Annotated in this window: 10 protein-coding genes; 2 read left to right on the forward strand and 8 right to left on the reverse strand. The window is 68.9% G+C overall.

The features are described from left to right. The first annotated feature begins 2 nt into the window (after window positions 1–2). Window positions 3–1061 carry a VWA domain-containing protein gene (locus tag ACSQ4M_RS30925; RefSeq protein WP_436193190.1) on the forward strand — a complete coding sequence of 353 codons (1059 nt, stop codon included), beginning with the start codon at window positions 3–5 and terminating at the stop codon, window positions 1059–1061. Here ACSQ4M_RS30925 and ACSQ4M_RS30930 read toward each other — a convergent pair. From ACSQ4M_RS30930 to ugpB, 8 genes are all read right to left on the reverse strand, one after another. Next, window positions 1045–1749, reverse strand: coding sequence for a TVP38/TMEM64 family protein (locus ACSQ4M_RS30930; RefSeq protein WP_436193191.1), 705 nt, complete (start codon window positions 1747–1749; stop codon window positions 1045–1047). The two genes, ACSQ4M_RS30925 and ACSQ4M_RS30930, sit on opposite strands and share 17 nt — an antisense overlap. Continuing rightward, window positions 1746–5612 carry a non-ribosomal peptide synthetase gene (locus ACSQ4M_RS30935; protein ID WP_436193192.1) on the reverse strand — a complete coding sequence of 1289 codons (3867 nt, stop codon included), beginning with the start codon at window positions 5610–5612 and terminating at the stop codon, window positions 1746–1748. Before ACSQ4M_RS30935 ends, ACSQ4M_RS30930 begins: the two co-directional genes overlap by 4 nt. Then, the gene (locus ACSQ4M_RS30940; RefSeq protein ID WP_436193193.1) at window positions 5597–7372 is read right to left on the reverse strand and encodes a patatin-like phospholipase family protein; all 1776 of its coding nucleotides are present in this window, start codon (window positions 7370–7372) and stop codon (window positions 5597–5599) included. Before ACSQ4M_RS30940 ends, ACSQ4M_RS30935 begins: the two co-directional genes overlap by 16 nt. Window positions 7373–7547: 175 nt before the next feature. Beyond that, complete coding sequence (ugpQ, locus tag ACSQ4M_RS30945) at window positions 7548–8288, reverse strand: glycerophosphodiester phosphodiesterase (RefSeq protein ID WP_436193194.1); 741 nt, start codon at window positions 8286–8288, stop codon at window positions 7548–7550. After that, entirely contained in the window at window positions 8288–9349 is a 1062-nt protein-coding gene (locus tag ACSQ4M_RS30950) for a sn-glycerol-3-phosphate import ATP-binding protein UgpC (protein WP_436193195.1), read from the reverse strand. The genes ugpQ and ACSQ4M_RS30950 overlap by 1 nt, the downstream gene beginning before the upstream one ends. 6 nt (window positions 9350–9355) lie before the next feature. Further along, entirely contained in the window at window positions 9356–10207 is an 852-nt protein-coding gene (gene ugpE / locus ACSQ4M_RS30955; protein ID WP_326533284.1) for a sn-glycerol-3-phosphate ABC transporter permease UgpE, read from the reverse strand. A gap of 1 nt (window position 10208) precedes the next feature. Continuing rightward, window positions 10209–11090, reverse strand: coding sequence for a sn-glycerol-3-phosphate ABC transporter permease UgpA (gene ugpA / locus ACSQ4M_RS30960; RefSeq protein ID WP_436193196.1), 882 nt, complete (start codon window positions 11088–11090; stop codon window positions 10209–10211). 75 nt (window positions 11091–11165) lie between these two features. After that, window positions 11166–12473: a sn-glycerol-3-phosphate ABC transporter substrate-binding protein UgpB gene (gene ugpB, locus ACSQ4M_RS30965; protein WP_436193197.1), complete on the reverse strand. Its 1308-nt coding sequence runs from the start codon at window positions 12471–12473 to the stop codon at window positions 11166–11168. Window positions 12474–12664: 191 nt separating this feature from the next. Here ugpB and ACSQ4M_RS30970 point away from each other — a divergent pair, with 191 nt between their 5' ends. Continuing rightward, window positions 12665–16516 carry a DUF3683 domain-containing protein gene (locus tag ACSQ4M_RS30970; RefSeq protein WP_436193198.1) on the forward strand — a complete coding sequence of 1284 codons (3852 nt, stop codon included), beginning with the start codon at window positions 12665–12667 and terminating at the stop codon, window positions 16514–16516.

Consider the following 16516-nt stretch of genomic DNA (forward strand, 5'->3'; position numbering starts at 1 on the left):
CCATGAACTTCCTCTGGCCCCAGTTCCTCTGGCTGCTGCTGCTCACACCATTGCTGGTGCTGCTCTACGTCTGGCTGCTGCGCCGACGCAAGAAGACCGCGCTGCGCTATGCCAGCCTGTCCATCGTGCGCGAGGCCATGGGCGTGCGCCAGGGCCTCAAGCGCCATGTGCCGCCCTTGCTGTTCCTGCTTGCGCTGTGCGCCCTGATCGTGGCCGCGGCCCGGCCCATGGCCGTGATCAGCCTGCCCTCGCAGCAGGAAACCATCATCCTGGCCATGGACGTGTCGGGCAGCATGCGCGCCACCGACGTGCAGCCCAACCGGCTGGTGGCGGCGCAGAACGCCGCCAAGGCCTTCATCGCCGACCTGCCGCGCCATGTGCGCGTGGGCATCGTGGCCTTCGCCGGCACGGCCCAGGTGGTGCAGCCGGCCACGCTCTCGCGCGAGGACTTGGTGGTGGCCATCGACAAGTTCCAGCTGCAGCGCGCCACGGCCATCGGCAGCGCCATCGTGGTGTCGCTGGCCGAGCTGTTCCCCGATGCAGGCATCGACGTGGGCGCCATGACCTACGGCCGCGAGCGCCCGCGCGGCCAGTCTCTGGACAAGCTGGACAAAGACATCGCAGCCAAGGGCGAGGTCAAGGAGTTCACGCCGGTGGCGCCCGGCTCCTACGACTCGGCCGCCATCATCCTGTTGACCGATGGCCAGCGCACCACGGGCGTGGACACGCTGGAGGCCGCCAAGATGGCGGCCGACCGCGGCGTGCGCGTCTACACCGTGGGCATCGGCACGGTGGACGGCGAGACCATCGGCTTCGAAGGCTGGTCCATGCGCGTGCGGCTGGACGAGGAGACGCTCAAGGCCGTGGCCACGCGCACCCAGGCCGAGTACTTCTACGCCGGCTCGGCCGAAAACCTGCGCAAGGTCTACCAGACGCTGAGCTCGCGCCTGACCGTGGAGAAGAAGGAAACCGAGATCTCCGCGCTGCTGGCGCTGGCCGGCGCGCTGCTGGCGCTGGTCTCGGCCGGCCTGTCGCTGGCCTGGTTCAACCGGGTTCTCTGACGCCGCGCTGCGCCTCCACATGGCGCACCCAGCGCTTGGCACCAAAGCCGGCGCCGACGATGAGCAGCAAGGTGCCCGCGATCAGGGCATAGGTCAGCGGACCGGGGTTGCGCAGGGCCGCGACGATCTGGTCGACGAAGAAGGCCATCACCAGCGTGCCGGGCGCCATGCCGAGGAAGGTGCCCAGCAGCATGTGGCGCAGGCTGATGTGCGAGGCGCCGGCCACCATGTTGACGATGGCGAACGGTGCCACCGGCACCATGCGGATCGCGATCACGGCCAGCAGGCCATGGTCGGCCAGGCGCTGGCTCACGGCGTTCACGCGCGGCCCGCCCAGGCGCTGCACCACCTCGCGGCCCAGCAGCGCCCCGAGGCCGTGGCTGGCGGCGGCGCCGACCAGGGCGCCGGCCATGCAGGTGACGAAGCCAGTCCAGGGCCCGAAGGCCACCAGCGTCACCAGCGTCAGGAAGGTCAGCGGCACGGCCAGCACCAGGGCCAGGCTCAGGCCGGCCACCGCGGCCACGGGGCCGAAGGACGCGCCGAGTTCCTGCAGGCCGTCCACGATGCGGTCCACATCCAGCCATTCGCGCATGGGCGACCAGGTCCAGGCCACGGCCAGGCCGATCAGCACGGCCAGCACCAGCACCAAGGCCCAGAGCCGACCACGCAATCCTCCCGCCGCGCTCACGCACCCTGCTCCATGCTGTCGCGCAGCGCTGCGGCGAGCTCGGCCACATGCCGCTCGTCGAACATCGTGCCATGCATGCCGGCGATCTCCACCTCGCGCAGCTTGCGCCCCATGAGCCGGCGCCAGGGCTTGAACAGCCAGCGGTCCCAGGTGCGCAGGCCGGAGGTGCGCACCAGCAATGTCGGCCCATCGTAGGCCTCGGGCTTGTAGCCGCGCAGCGCCATGACCTGGCTCACGAGGCCGGGGTCGTTGAACATGGCGTCGAGCCGCCGGCCGTTCATGGTCAGGTCCTGGATGTGGAAGTGCCGCACCATCCAGCCGGCCGCGCGCCAGGCCCGGGTGCCACCCAGCACCGAGCTGGGGTAGGTGGTGTCCAGCAGCACCAGGCCGCGCACCGGCCAGCCTCGCTCACGCAGCAGCCGCGCGGTTTCCAGCGCGGCCATGCCGGCCACCGAGAAGCCGGCCACCCAGCCACCGTCGAAGCCCTCGGCCAGCGCCTGGGCCTGGATGCGGTCGGCGTACATGGTGGCGAGTTCGGCGATGGTGCCGATCGGCTGGTCCGGCGGCGGCTGCAGCATGTACAGGCTGCAGGCCTCGCCCATGGCCGGGCCCAGGTTCTGCAGCCGCAGCAGGTCGCCATGGCCCGAGGCGGCCAGGTACAGCGGCACCCGGCCGGTGCCGCCCAGCGGCAGCAGCAGGCCCGGCGTGCTGCTGTGCTGCTGCAGCGCCGCGGCCAGGCTCTCCACCGTAGGATGCTCGGTGATCAGGTACAGCGGCACCTGCCGGCCCACGAGCTTTTCCAGCCCGCTCATCATGTTGACCGCCGCGAGCGAGTCGCCGCCCAGGTCGAAGAAGTTGTCCTGTACACCGAGGGCCGGGACCTTGAGCACGTCCTTCCAGAGTTCCAGCAGCGCCCGCTCGGTGTCGTTGGCCGGGGCACGCGTTCCACCGCTGGGCAGCGCCACCGGGTCCGGCAACTGCTTGTAGTCGATCTTGCCGGTGCCGCTGGAGGGCAGCTCGGGCAGCAGCGTGATGCTGGCCGGCAGCATGTAGTCGGGCAGGCGCGCGCGCAGCAGCGCGTGCAGGCGCTCGGCGCTCTGGCCAGGCGCCTGGGCCCAGGCATGGATGGCGGGCTTGCCGCGCAGCTCGCGCAGCGCAGCGGCGGCCTGCACCACGCCGTCGATGGCCAGCAGCGCGGACTCGATCTCGCCCAGCTCGATGCGGTAGCCGCGCAGCTTGACCTGGCGGTCCAGCCGGCCGACGAAGTGCAGGTGGCCGTCGCTGGCCAGCCAGCCACGGTCGCCGGTGCGGTACATGCGCTCGCCGGCGTGGAACGGGTCGGCCACGAAGGCCTGCAGGTCCAGTTCGGGCCGGTGCAGGTAGCCGCGCGCCACGGCCGCGCCGCCGATGAAGATTTCGCCGGCCACACCCAGCGGCAAGGGGCGCAGGCCCGCGTCCAGCACGTAGATGCGGGTGTCGTCGATGGGCCGGCCGATCGGCAACGCCGCATGGCTGCGCTGGGCCTCGCATTCCCAGGCGGTGGCGAAGATGGTGGCCTCGGTCGGCCCGTAGACGTTGAACAACCGCCCGCCCGTCACGCTGATGAAGCGGCTGGCCAGTTCGGGCGGCAGCACCTCGCCGCCGCAGCAGGCCACGCGGAGCTTGAGACCGGGGCGGCCGGCCGCGGCGTCGAGGAAGCGCGCCAGCGTGGACGGCACGAAGGCCATGAAGGTCACGCCATGGCGCAGCGCGAAATCGGCCAGCATTTCGGGCAGCAACCGTCCCGGCGGCGGCAGCGCCACGCTGGCGCCGTGGATCAGCGGCAGCAGCAGTTCGATCAGCGAAGGGTCGAAAGTGGCCTGGGTGCCCTGGCCGGAGCGGTCGCGCGCGTCCACCGCCCAGGCGCGCGACAGCCACATGAGCCGGCGCGACAGCATGCCGTGCTCGATGGCCACACCCTTGGGCCGCCCGGTGGAGCCGGAGGTAAACAGCACGTAGGCCATGTCCGAGGCGGCCGGCCGGCGTGGCGGCAGGTCGGTCGCATTGACGTCGAACAGTTCGTCGCCCAGCGGGTCCAGCACCAGCGTGTTGCCGTGCAGGCCGCCGAGCCGGTCGGCATGGCGCGGCTGGATCACCAGGACCGCCGCCCCGCTCTCCTGCAGGATGGCCGCGAGGCGGGCCAGCGGTGCATCCACGTCCAGCGGCAGGAAGGCCGCGCCAGCCTTGGCGATGGCCAGCAGCGTGACCACCAGCTCCGGCGAACGTTCCAGCGCCATGGCAACGACGACGTCGCGGCCCGCGCCCCGCTCGACCAGTTGGCGCGCCAGGCGGTTGGCATGGCGGTCCAGCGCCAGATAGTCCAGGCTGCCACCATCCCAGACCAGGGCCACGGCCTCGGGCCGCAGCGCCGCCTGGTACTCGAACAGGTTCACGAAGGGCAACACCACCTGGTGCCAGGCCACGTCCTTGTGCTGGCCCGAGACCACGTGCCAGCGCTCCTCGGGCGGCAGCAGTTCGATGTCGTCGACGCTGCCGCCGGGCGGTGTGGCCATGATGGCCTCGACCAGGTGCCACAGCCGCCGGCCCAGCAGCTCGGTCTCGCCGGCCGAGAAGCAGGCGGCGCTGGCCTCCAGCGCGAGTTCCACGTCCTGGGTCGGGTGGAATTCGCAGACCGTCACGCCCAGCGGGAACCGGGCCACGCCAGAGAACAGCTGGCGCGACTCGACCAGCTGGGCCGCGCCGAAGGAGACGGCGTAGTCCTGCCGCTCGAACGACAGCAGCACGTCGAACAGTCCGTCGCGGTTGGCGCGGATCATCTGCAGCTCGCGGCCGAGCTCGCTGATCGGGTAGCGCGGATGGCGCAGCGCCGCACGCATGGACGCGCCGACGTTGGCGATCAGCTCGGCCACCGGCATCTGCGGCGTGATCTCGATGCGGATCGGCACCACGCCGACGAACATGCCCAGCGTGTCGGTGTAGCGGCGCCCGCCCCGGTTCAGGCTGGGCACGCCGACGATCACGTCGCTGCGCTCGCAGATCCGCGCGAAGTACAGCACCAGCGCGGCCAGCACCAGGTTGAACACGGTCTGGCCCTGCTCCGTCGCATGGCGGCGCAGGCGCTCGTAGTCGGCCCGCGGCACGCGGTGGAAGGCCAGGCTGGCCGGCGGCAGCGTGTCGGGCCGGGCCTGGCTGAAGCGCCGTTCGATCAGCGGCGTGGGCAGCTCCGGGATGCGCTCGCGCCAGTAGCGCTTGTCGCGCTCGAAGCCCTCCGAGCTGCGGTAGGCGTTGGACTCGGCGATGAAGGTGCTGTAGTGCGGCACCGACGACATCGGCGGCGGCTCGCCGGCCAGCAGCGCATTGTGGATTTCGGCCCAGCGGCGCATGACCTGCGAGGTGCCCCAGCCGTCCATCACCAGGTGGTGGAACTGGATGGTCAGCCCATGCAGCTGGTCCGATGCGCGCAGCAGCGCGAAGCGCCAGGGCGAGCGGCCATCCAGTACGAAGGGCTCGGTCATGCGCTGTTGCCACCAGCGGCGCATGGCCTCCTTGGGATCGTCGGCGTCGCTCAGATCCACCACCTCTAGCGCCGGCTCCTCGGTCGGCGCCAGCAGGTGCTGGCGGCCGTCGGGCAGCGGCGCCAGACGCAGGGCTTCGTTCTCGGCGACCAGGTGCGCCAGGGCGCGGCGGAACACCGTCAGATCGAGCAGGCCGACCAGGAAGGCGCCGCCGCCGATGTTCAGGTGGGCGCTGCCGGGCCAGGCGCGCTGGTCGAGCCAGACCTCGCGCTGGCTCAGGGACAGCGCCAGCCCGTCGTTCAGTTCGCTGCCGGCACTCGGTTCGACATGGGCTACAGGCGCGTCCATTGCGCAATCCTCTCCACGGCATAGCGGTAGCCTGCTTCGACGATCTCCGGCGCGCGCTTGTGGTCCATCATGGAATAGTCGGCCACGGGCGGCTCCAGGTAGTGGTCGGCCTGCGCCACGGTCGCGGCGCGCTTGTGCAGGCCGCCGATGTGGCCGGCCCGGTACAGGATTTCGACGATGCCGGGCTGCGTGGGATTGCGGGCCAGCATGCCCTTGAGCGCGCTGCGGCGCGACAGGCGGGCCAGGTCCTGTGCCACGGCCAGGTCTTCCTGCACGTCCACGTCGATGGCGATGATGGTGCCGTTGCCGCGCCGACGCTCCAGCGGGGTGCCCAGGCGCATGCGCATGGCATCCACGGGCACGTTCTCCAGGATGGCGCCGTCCACGAGCAGGTCGCCCTTGTGCAGCACGGGCGGGAACAACCCGGCCGGCGAGTTGCTGGCCAGCACCGCCTTCCAGAGCGGGCCGGTGTCCTGCACCGTGGTGTGGCCCTTGGACAGGTTGCAGGCCGCTGCGAAGAAGGGCCGCCACAGGCTGTCGACGCTGCGCTCGCCGAACATCTTGCGCAGGTCGCGTTCGACCCGGAAGCCCGAGACCAGCGAGATCAGCGGCAGGGTCAGCCGCTCGCCGCCGGCCGCGAAGGCCTGGGTGTTGCGCATGATCTCGTCCAGCGACAGGTCGCAGGCGTATTGCGCGCCAACCAGTGCGCCCATGCTGTTGCCGCCCACCATGTCGATCGGGATGCCGGCCTCGTGCAGCGCGCGCAGGATGCCCAGATGGGCGTAGCCCCGCGCACCGCCGCCGCCCAGCACCACACCGACCGCGGTACCGGTCAGGAAGCGCGCGAGCCGCGCGAAATCCTCGACATGGTCGGCGCGCAGCGGATAGACGCGCTCGCAGGCACGCCCGGCCAGCCAGCGCCGCACCTCATGGGGCGACTGCGCATCGGCCGGGTGCATGACGACCAGGTGCTTGCGCTTGAGCGCATAGCCCGGCTCGCGGGCCAGCTGCTGCTCCAGTTCGCTGACGGCCAGGGCGCCATCGGCACGGGCCACGTAGATCACCTGGTCGGCCTGGCGGAAAGCGCGGCGCGTCCACTCCGTGGCCTGGGCCTCGGCCTCGTAGACCAGGTGGTCGAACTGCTCGTCGAGCGCATCGCCCGGGCCCTCGTCGCCCATGCCCTGTGCCGGTGGCGCCAGGTGCCGTGCGCGCCCGGTCTTGGCAAAGGCGGCGGTCAGGGCCCGCGCCACGGCATCGGCCTGCGCGTCCAGGTGCAGGGGCACCACCACGAAGGACTGGGCGAAATGGCGCTGCGTGACCTGCGCGCCGTGGCGCAGGTGGTTGTAGATCGCCTGGGAGAAGACGCGGTTGACGGCCAGCGGCCGCAGTTGGAGCAGGGCCTCGAAATCGCTGCTGTGCAGCACGGCCAGCGTGGAATCGCGCACCGCCGTCACGTCGGCCGTGCGCGGCTGCTGCAGGATCATGCCGGTCTCGCCCACGCCCTCGCCCACGCTGATCTCGTTGTAGAGCAAGAGGCTGCCGTCGGGGTTGGTGCGCGACACCCGCAGGCGGCCGCTCAGCAGGATCAGCATGCTGTCCGAAGGGGCGCCCTCGCGCAGCACCTGGTGGCCGCCGGGCACGTCCTGCCGCACCAGGAAGCGCGCCAGGTCGTGCAGCACCTCTTCGTCAAGCTGGCCGAAGATGCGGCTGCTCCGCAACACCTGCAGTGCGCGCGCCTGAAACTTCTCTGCTGCGACCATGCGCGGGAACCCTTTCCTCTGCGGAGCGCATGCGAACGGAAGAGATCCCGATCTGTCGATGCGCCAGTACACACTCCTGCACCCGCGCACTACGATAACAAATTAGAACGTTCTTTGGCATGAAAAGTGCGCTATTTATCACGCACTTCTTCACCGTTACACGTACGCCTGCGCTTTAGCGCGATGGGGCGAACAGATCGACGCGATCGGTGATGACGGTGTGCTCGCCGAGTGCGCGCAAGCGTTGCGCCTCGGCCTCGTCGTTGACGGTGTAGCTGGCCATCCGCAGCCCCAGCGCCTGCGCCTGCTGCACCAGGCCGGCCGTCCACAGGCTGTGCCGGCAGACGAGCACCTGGCAGGCCAGGCCGTGCGCGGCCTGCTCCCACCCGGTCGACAACGCGTCCAGCAACAGGCCGCGCGGCAACGCCGGCTGCGCAGCCTGGGCCGCTTGCAACGCATCGACCTCGAACGAGGTCAGCAAGGGCGGCACGGGCTGGCCGGCCCACAGCGCGGCTGCGGCATCGGCCACGGCCGCGCCTGTCGCGGCCGCTGTGCCTGGCGTGGGCTTGATCTCGATGTTGAGCAGCAGGCCATTGGCCTGGCAGAAGCGCGCGATGCCGGCCAGCGTGGCCAGCGGTTCGCCCGCGTAGGCGCGCGAGTGCCAGCCGCCGGCGTCCAGTTGCGCGAGCTCGCCCCAGGGCTTGTCGCCCGCGGGGCCACGGCCGTTGGTGGTGCGCTCCAGCGTCGCGTCGTGCAGCAGGAAGGGCACGCCGTCGGCGCTGAGCTTCACGTCGCACTCGAACATGCGGTAGCCGTGCGCTGCGCCCAGGCGGAAGGCGGCCAGCGTGTTCTCGGGCGCCAGCTTGCCGGCGCCGCGGTGGGCCACCCAGGCGGGGTAAGGCCAGGGCGCGGCCATCACAGCCGCTGCCGGGTCTCGGCGTCGAACCAGTGCAGCTGCGCGGCGGGCACGCCGATGGCCACGGTGTCGCCGATGCGCGGCGCTTCCAGCATCGCGTCCTGTCGCACGGTGAACAGACTCTGGCCGACGCGGCCGTAGACCAGGCGCTCGGCGCCCAGCATCTCGACCGCCTCGACCACCAGCTGCCAGGCGCCGTCGGCGCGCAGCTCGGCATGTTCGGGGCGCAGCCCCAGCACCAGCGTGCCGTCGCGCGGCGCCGCCAGCGGCAAGGCCAGGCGCTGCTCGCCGACGATGAAGCGCGTGCCTTCTGCCCGGCCTTCGATGAGGTTCATGGGCGGCGAGCCGATGAAGCTGGCCACGAAGGTGGTGGCGGGCCGGTGGTAGACCTCTTCCGGCGTGCCGAACTGCTCCATGCGGCCGGCGTTCATGACCATCATGCGCTGGGCCAGCGTCATGGCCTCGACCTGGTCGTGCGTGACGAACAGCGAGGTGATGCCCAGCTCGTTGTGCAGCTTCTGGATCTCCAGCCGGGTCTGCGCGCGCAGCTTGGCGTCCAGGTTGGACAGCGGCTCGTCGAACAGGAAGACCTGCGGCTGGCGCACGATGGCGCGGCCCATGGCGACGCGCTGGCGCTGACCGCCCGAGAGTTGGCGCGGCTTGCGGTCCAGCAGGTGGGTGAGCTCCAGGATCTTGGCGGCCTTGTCCACGCGCTGGCGGATCTCTTCCTTGGGCACCTTGGCGATCTTCAAGCCATAGGCCATGTTCTCGAAGTTCGTCATGTGCGGGTACAGCGCGTAGTTCTGGAACACCATGGCGATGTCGCGCTCGGCGGGTTCCACGTCGTTGACCACGCGCGGGCCGATCGCGATCTCGCCCTCGCTGACCTCTTCCAGGCCGGCCACCATGCGCAGCAGCGTGGACTTGCCGCAGCCCGAGGGGCCGACGATGACGACGAACTCGCCATCCTTGATCTCGGCGTCGACGCCGTGGATGACTTGCAGCGCCTTGGCGCCATGGCCATAGCGCTTGATGAGCTTGCGGATGGAAATGGACGCCATGTGTTCTTACTTCTCGGTGTCGACCAGGCCCTTGACGAACCACTTCTGCATGAGCACCACGACCAGCGCCGGCGGCAGCATGGCCAGGATGGCCGTGGCCATGATGATGTTCCAGTCGGTGGCCGCGTCGCCGCTGGCGATCATGCGCTTGATGCCGATGACGATGGGGTACATGTCCTCCGTCGTCGTGGCCAAGAGCGGCCACAGGTACTGGTTCCAGCCGTAGATGAACTGGATCACGAACAGCGCCGCGATGGAGGTCTGCGACAGCGGCACCAGCACGTCCTTGAAGAAGCGCATGGGGCCGGCGCCGTCGATGCGCGCGGCCTCGACCAGTTCGTCGGGCACGGTCAGGAAGAACTGCCGGAACAGGAAGGTGGCCGTGGCCGAGGCGATCAGCGGTACCGTGAGCCCGGCATAGGTGTTCAGCATGTTCAGGTCCGACAGGACCTTGTAGGTGGGCAGGATGCGCACCTCCACCGGCAGCATCAAGGTGATGAAGATCATCCAGAAGACGAGCTTCTTGAACGGGAAGCGGAAGTAGACGATGGCGAAGGCCGACAGCAGCGAGATCGCGATCTTGCCGAGGCTGATGACCAGCGCCGTGACCAGGCTGACCCACATCATGCGGCCGACCGGCGCGGCCGAGCCCTGGGTGGAGCCGGTGCCGGTCAGCGCCGCGGTGTAGTTCTCCACCATGTGGCTGCCGGGCGTGATCGGCATGGGCACCTGCACGATCTCGTCGCGCGTGTGGGTGGAGGCCACGAAGGCCAGGTAGATCGGGAAGGCGACGATCAGGATGCCCAGCACCAGGACCAGGTGGGACAACAGCGTCAGCAGGGGGCGGCGTTCCACCATGTCAGTAGTTCACTTTCTTTTCGACGTAGCGGAACTGGATGACGGTGAGCACCACGACGATGGCCATCAGCACCACCGACTGCGCGGCCGAGCCACCCAGGTCCAGCGCCTTGAAGCCGTCGTGCCAGACCTTGTAGACGAGGATGGAGGTGTCGCGGCCGGGCCCGCCCTCGGTCGTCGCGTGCACGATCGCGAAGGTGTCGAAGAAGGCATAGACCACGTTGATGACCAGCAGGAAGAACGTGGTGGGCGACAGCAGCGGCAGCTGGATGGAGAGGAAGCGGCGCACCGGGCCCGCGCCGTCGATGGCGGCGGCCTCGATCAGCGCCTTGGGAATGGACTGCAGCCCCGCCAGGAAGAACAGGAAGTTGTAGGAGATCTGCTTCCAGACCGCGGCCACGACGATCAGCGTGAGCGCATTGCCCGAATTGAGCAGATGGTTCCAGTCGTAGCCCAGGCCGCGCAGGCCGTAGGCCACGATGCCGATGCTCGGGGAGAACATGAACACCCACAGCACGCCGGCCACGGCGGGCGCCACGGCGTAGGGGATGATCAGGAAGGTCTTGTAGACCAGGGAGCCACGCAGGATGCGGTCGGCGAACACGGCCAGCACCAGCGACACCGCGATGCCCAGCCCCGCCACGAGCACCGAGAACAGCGCGGTGACCTTGAAGGATTCGAGATAGGCCGCGTCCTCGAACAGCGCGACGAAATTGTCCAGCCCGACCCAGACCGTGGACGTGCCGAAGGCGTCCTCGGTCTGCAGTGACTGCACGATGGCCTGGCTGGCCGGCCAGAAGAAGAACACCAGCACGACCGCCATCTGCGGCGCCACCAGCAGCCAGGGCAGCCAGGCCGAGCGGAACAGCACGCGTTTTTCCATCTTGTGATCGTCCTGGTCCGGTTGCAGCGGCGCGCTCCCAGGCGCCGCGGCGGGCGAGTGTACCTAGTGGCGCGCTCAGCCCTTGTTCGCTTTCTGGAAGCGCTCGAGCTGCTCGTTGCCGCGCTTGACGGCGTTGTCCAGCGCCTGCTTGGCACTTTGCTTGCCGCTCCAGATCTGTTCGGCTTCCTCGTCCACGATGGTGCGGATCTGCAGGAAGTTTCCGAGGCGGATGCCGCGCGACTTGTCGGTGGTCTTGCGGATCATCTGCGTGACGGCCACGTCGGTGCCCGGGTTCTGCTTGTAGAAGCCCGACTTCTCGGTCAGCTCGTAGGCGGCCATGGTGACCGGCAGGTAGCCCGTGCGCTTGTGGCTGGCGGACTGCACTTCCGCGTTGGACAGGAAGCTGAAGAACGCGGCCACACCCTTGTACTCGGCCGGCTTCTTGCCGCCGATGGCCCACAGGCTGGCGCCGCCGATCACGGTGTTCTGCGGTGCGCCGGCCACGTCCGGGTAGTAGGGCAGCGCGCCGATGCCGTAGGCGAACTTGGCGTCCTTGGCCACGCGCGCGTACAGGCCCGAGGAGCCGGTCATCATCGCGCACTCGCCCGAGGGGAAGGAGGCGTCGGGCGTGTTGTTGCGGCCCTTGTAGACGAACAGGCCCTGCTGCGACATGTTGGCCAGGTTCTCGAAATGGCGCACGTGCAGCGGCGAGTTGAAGGCCAGGCGCGTGGCCGTGCCGCCGAAGCCGTTGTTGAGCGTGGCGTACAGCGTGTTGTGCCAGGCCGAGAAGCTCTCCAGCTGCGTCCAGCTGACCCAGCTGGTCGTGAACGGGCACTTGTGGCCACTGGCCTTGAGCTTGGCCGCGGCGGCCACGACCTCGGGCCAGGTCGTCGGCGCCTTGTTCGGGTCCAGGCCCGCAGCCTTGAAGGCGTCCTTGTTGTAATAGAAGATGGTCGTGGAGCTGTTGAACGGGAAGCTCAGCATCTGACCGTTGGGCGCCGTGTAGTAGCCGGCGACGGCAGAGATGTAGGCGCTCTGGTCGAACTTGGCACCCGACTCCTTCATGATCTCGCCGACCGGCTTGATGACGCCCTTGGAGGCCATCATGGTCGCGGTGCCCACCTCGAACACCTGCAGGATGTGCGGCGCATTGCCGGCACGGAAGGCGGCGACGCCGGCCGTCAGCGTCTCGTCGTACTGGCCCTTGTAGGTGGGCACGACCTTGAACTCGCTCTGGCTGGCGTTGAACTGCTTGGCCAGGTCGTTGACCCACTCGCCCAGCGGCCCGCTCATCGCGTGCCACCACTGGATCTCGGTCTGGGCATGGGCCGGCAGCGCGAACGCGGCGGCGGCCAGCGCCGCCAGGGCAAAGGTCTTCTTCATGGATGCTCCGGTAAGAAAGAAAGGCGGCAGGGTAGTGCCGCCATGTGACAGAACGATTTAAGCGCAGTGACTGTCACGCGTGCATGCGGGCTTTCCATGGGCTGGACGGATCGCGGCGTCGATTGTTGCGCTGCGGTAACATCCACCCCCGCCTGCGCAGGGCCGGCGGGCCCCAGCACGCCTCCCCCCCGATGAATGCCCCGAACACCCTGAACCAGCTGCTCGCGCCAGCAGAAGACACGCAGCGCCTGCGCGAGATTCCCTACAACTACACCTCGTTCTCCGACCGCGAGATCGTGGTGCGCTTGCTGGGTGCGCGCGCCTGGGAGCTGGTGCAGACCCTGCGTGGCGAGCGCCGCACGGGCCGCTCCGCCCGCATGCTGTACGAGGTGCTGGGTGACATCTGGGTCGTGCAGCGCAACCCCTACCTGCAGGACGACCTGCTGGACAACCCAAAGCGCCGGGCCCTGCTGGTGCAGGCCCTGCAGCACCGGCTGGCTGCGGCCGAGGAACGCCGCACGCCGCAATCCGACCTCGGCCGCGATGCATTGGTCGGCGAGCTGCTGGAGGCCGCGCGCCAGGCCGTGGCCCGCTTCGATGCCGATTTCGCCGAGATCGCGGTGCTGCGCAAGCGTGCGCGCCGCACGCTGCAGCGGCTCACGGCCAAGGACAACATCAAGTTCGACGGCATGTCACGGGTCTCCCACGTGACGGACGCCACCGATTGGCGCGTGGAGTACCCCTTCGTGGTGCTGACGCCGGACACCGAGGCCGAGATGGCCGGCATGGTCGCCGCCTGCATCGAGCTGGGCCTGACCATCATCCCGCGCGGCGGCGGCACCGGCTACACGGGCGGCGCGATCCCTTTGAGCTGGAAGAGCGCGGTCATCAACACCGAGAAGCTCGAGGCCATGACCGAGGTCGAGCTCATCACCCTGCCCGGCGTGGCGCAGCCCGTGGCCACGATCTGGACCGGCGCCGGCGTGGTCACCCAGCGCGTGGCCGATGCGGCCGAGCGCGGCGGCTATGTGTTCGCGGTCGACCCGACCTCGGCCGAGGCCTCCTGCATCGGCGGCAACGTGGCCATGAACGCAGGCGGCAAGAAGGCCGTGCTGTGGGGCACGGCGCTGGACAACCTGGCCTCCTGGCGCATGGTCACGCCGCAGGCGCAGTGGCTGGAGGTCACGCGGCTCAACCACAACCTGGGCAAGATCCACGACGTGGAGGTGGCGAGCTTCCAGCTCGACTACTTCGAGGCCGACGGCAAGACTCCCGTGCGCAGCGAACGCCTGGACATCCCGGGCCGCGTGTTCCGCAAGGAAGGCCTGGGCAAGGACGTGACCGACAAGTTCCTGTCGGGCCTGCCAGGCATCCAGAAGGAAGGCTGCGACGGCCTGATCACGAGCGCGCGCTGGATCGTGCACCGCATGCCGGCGCATACGCGCACCGTGTGCCTGGAGTTCTTCGGCAACGCCAAGGACGCGGTGCCCTCCATCGTCGAGATCAAGGACTTCATGTTCGCCGAGCAGAAGCGCTCGGGTGTGCTGCTGGCCGGCCTGGAGCACCTGGACGACCGGTACCTGAAGGCCGTGGGCTACGCCACCAAGTCCAAGAGCCATGGCGCGGGCCTGCCCAAGATGGTGCTGTTCGGCGACATCGCGGGCGACGACGCCGACGCTGTGGCGCGTGTCACCTCCGAGGTGGTGCGCATCGCCAACTCGCGTAGCGGTGAGGGCTTCATCGCCATCAGCGCCGAGGCGCGCAAGAAGTTCTGGCTGGACCGCAAGCGCACGGCCGCCATCAGCCGCCACACCAACGCCTTCAAGATCAACGAAGACGTGGTGATCCCGCTGCCGCGCATGGCCGAGTACACCGATGGCATCGAGCGCATCAACATCGAGCTGTCGCTGCGCAACAAGCTGGAGCTGGCCGACGCGCTGATCGCCTTCTTCGGCGCCGGCAAGCTGCCGCTGGGCAAGGAGGACGATGCCTCCGAGATCGCCTCGGCCGAGCTGCTGGAAGACCGCGTGGCCCAGGCGCTCGCGCTGCTGCGCGAGGTGCGCATGCAGTGGCAGGGCTGGCTGCACGATGTCGATGCGCTGTTTCCGCAACTGCAGGACCACCGCCTGCGCGCGAGCTGGAGGACGCAGATCCGCGCACCGCTGCAGACCCTGTTCCCGGGTGCGGCCTTCCGCCCGCTGCTGGCCGAGTGTGAGGCGATCCACAAGCGTGTGCTCAAGGGCCGCGTCTGGGTCGCACTGCACATGCACGCGGGCGATGGCAACGTGCACACCAACATCCCGGTCAACAGCGACAACTACGCCATGCTGCAGACCGCGCACGAGGCCGTGGCGCGCATCATGGTGCTGGCGCGTTCGCTGGACGGCGTGATCTCGGGCGAGCACGGCATCGGCATCACCAAGCTGGAGTTCCTGACCGAAGCCGAAGTCGCGCCGTTCGCCGACTACAAGCGCCGCGTCGACCCCGAGGGCCGCTTCAACAAGGGCAAGCTGCTGCGCGACCCGGCCTTGCCGGCCGACCTGACCAACGCCTACACCCCCAGCTTCGGGCTCATGGGCCACGAGTCGCTGATCCTGCAGCAGTCCGACATCGGCGCGATTGCCGACAGCGTCAAGGATTGCCTGCGCTGCGGCAAGTGCAAGCCGGTCTGCGCCACGCACGTGCCGCGCGCCAACCTGCTCTACAGCCCGCGCAACAAGATTCTGGCCACCTCGCTCCTGATCGAGGCCTTCCTGTACGAAGAGCAAACGCGCCGCGGCGTGTCGATCAAGCACTGGGCCGAGTTCGAGGACGTGGCCGACCATTGCACGGTCTGCCACAAGTGCCTGACGCCCTGCCCGGTCAAGATCGACTTCGGCGACGTGACCATGAACATGCGCAACCTCTTGCGCAAGATGGGCAAGAAGAGCTTCCGGCCCGGCAACGCGGCCGCCATGCTGATGCTCAATGCGACCAATCCGCAGACCATCAATCTGATGCGCACGGCCATGGTCGACGTGGGCTTCAAGGCCCAGCGCCTGGCCAGCAACGTGCTGCGCGGTTTGTCGAAGAAGCAGACCGCCGCGCCGCCGGCCACGGTGGGCACCGCGCCGATCAAGGAGCAGGTGGTCCACTTCGTGAACAAGAAGATGCCGGCGGGACTGCCCAAGCGCAGCGCGCGCGCGCTGCTGGACATCGAGGACAAGGACTACGTGCCCATCATCCGCAATCCGCAGGCCACGAGCACGGATTCGGAAGCGGTGTTCTATTTCCCGGGCTGCGGCTCGGAGCGCTTGTTCAGCCAGGTGGGCCTCGCGACCCAGGCCATGCTCTGGCATGCCGGCGTGCAGACCGTGCTGCCGCCGGGCTACCTGTGCTGCGGCTACCCGCAGCGCGGCTCGGGCCAGTTCGACAAGGCCGAGAAGATCATCACCGACAACCGGGTGCTGTTCCACCGCGTGGCCAACACGCTGAACTACCTGGACATCAAGACCGTGGTGGTCAGCTGTGGCACCTGCTTCGACCAGTTGCAGGGCTACCAGTTCGACAAGATCTTCCCGGGCTGCCGCATCATCGACATCCACGAGTTCCTGCTCGAAAAGGGCATCACGCTGGGCGAGGCCGGGGCCTATCTGTACCACGACCCCTGCCACACGCCCATGAAACAGCAGGAGCCGATGAAGACCGTCAAGGCGCTGCTGGGCGACGGCGTGACCAAGAGCGAACGCTGCTGTGGCGAGTCCGGCACGCTGGGCGTGACCCGGCCCGACATCTCCACGCAGATCCGCTTCCGCAAGGAGGAAGAGCTGCGCAAGAACGAGACGGCGCTGCGGGCCCAGGGCGCGCAGGGCGACCTCAAGATCCTGACCAGCTGCCCGAGCTGCCTGCAAGGCCTGTCGCGCTACCAGGACGACCTGCAGAGCGGCCTGCTCGAAGCGGACTACATCGTGGTCGAGATGGCGCGCAAGATCCTGGGCGAGGACTGGATGCAGACCTATGTGGCCGACGCCAACCGCGGCGGCATCGAGCGCGTGCTCGTCTGA

The organism is Pseudorhodoferax sp. LjRoot39 (assembly GCF_964253035.1).
Lineage (GTDB): Bacteria > Pseudomonadota > Gammaproteobacteria > Burkholderiales > Burkholderiaceae_C > Pseudorhodoferax.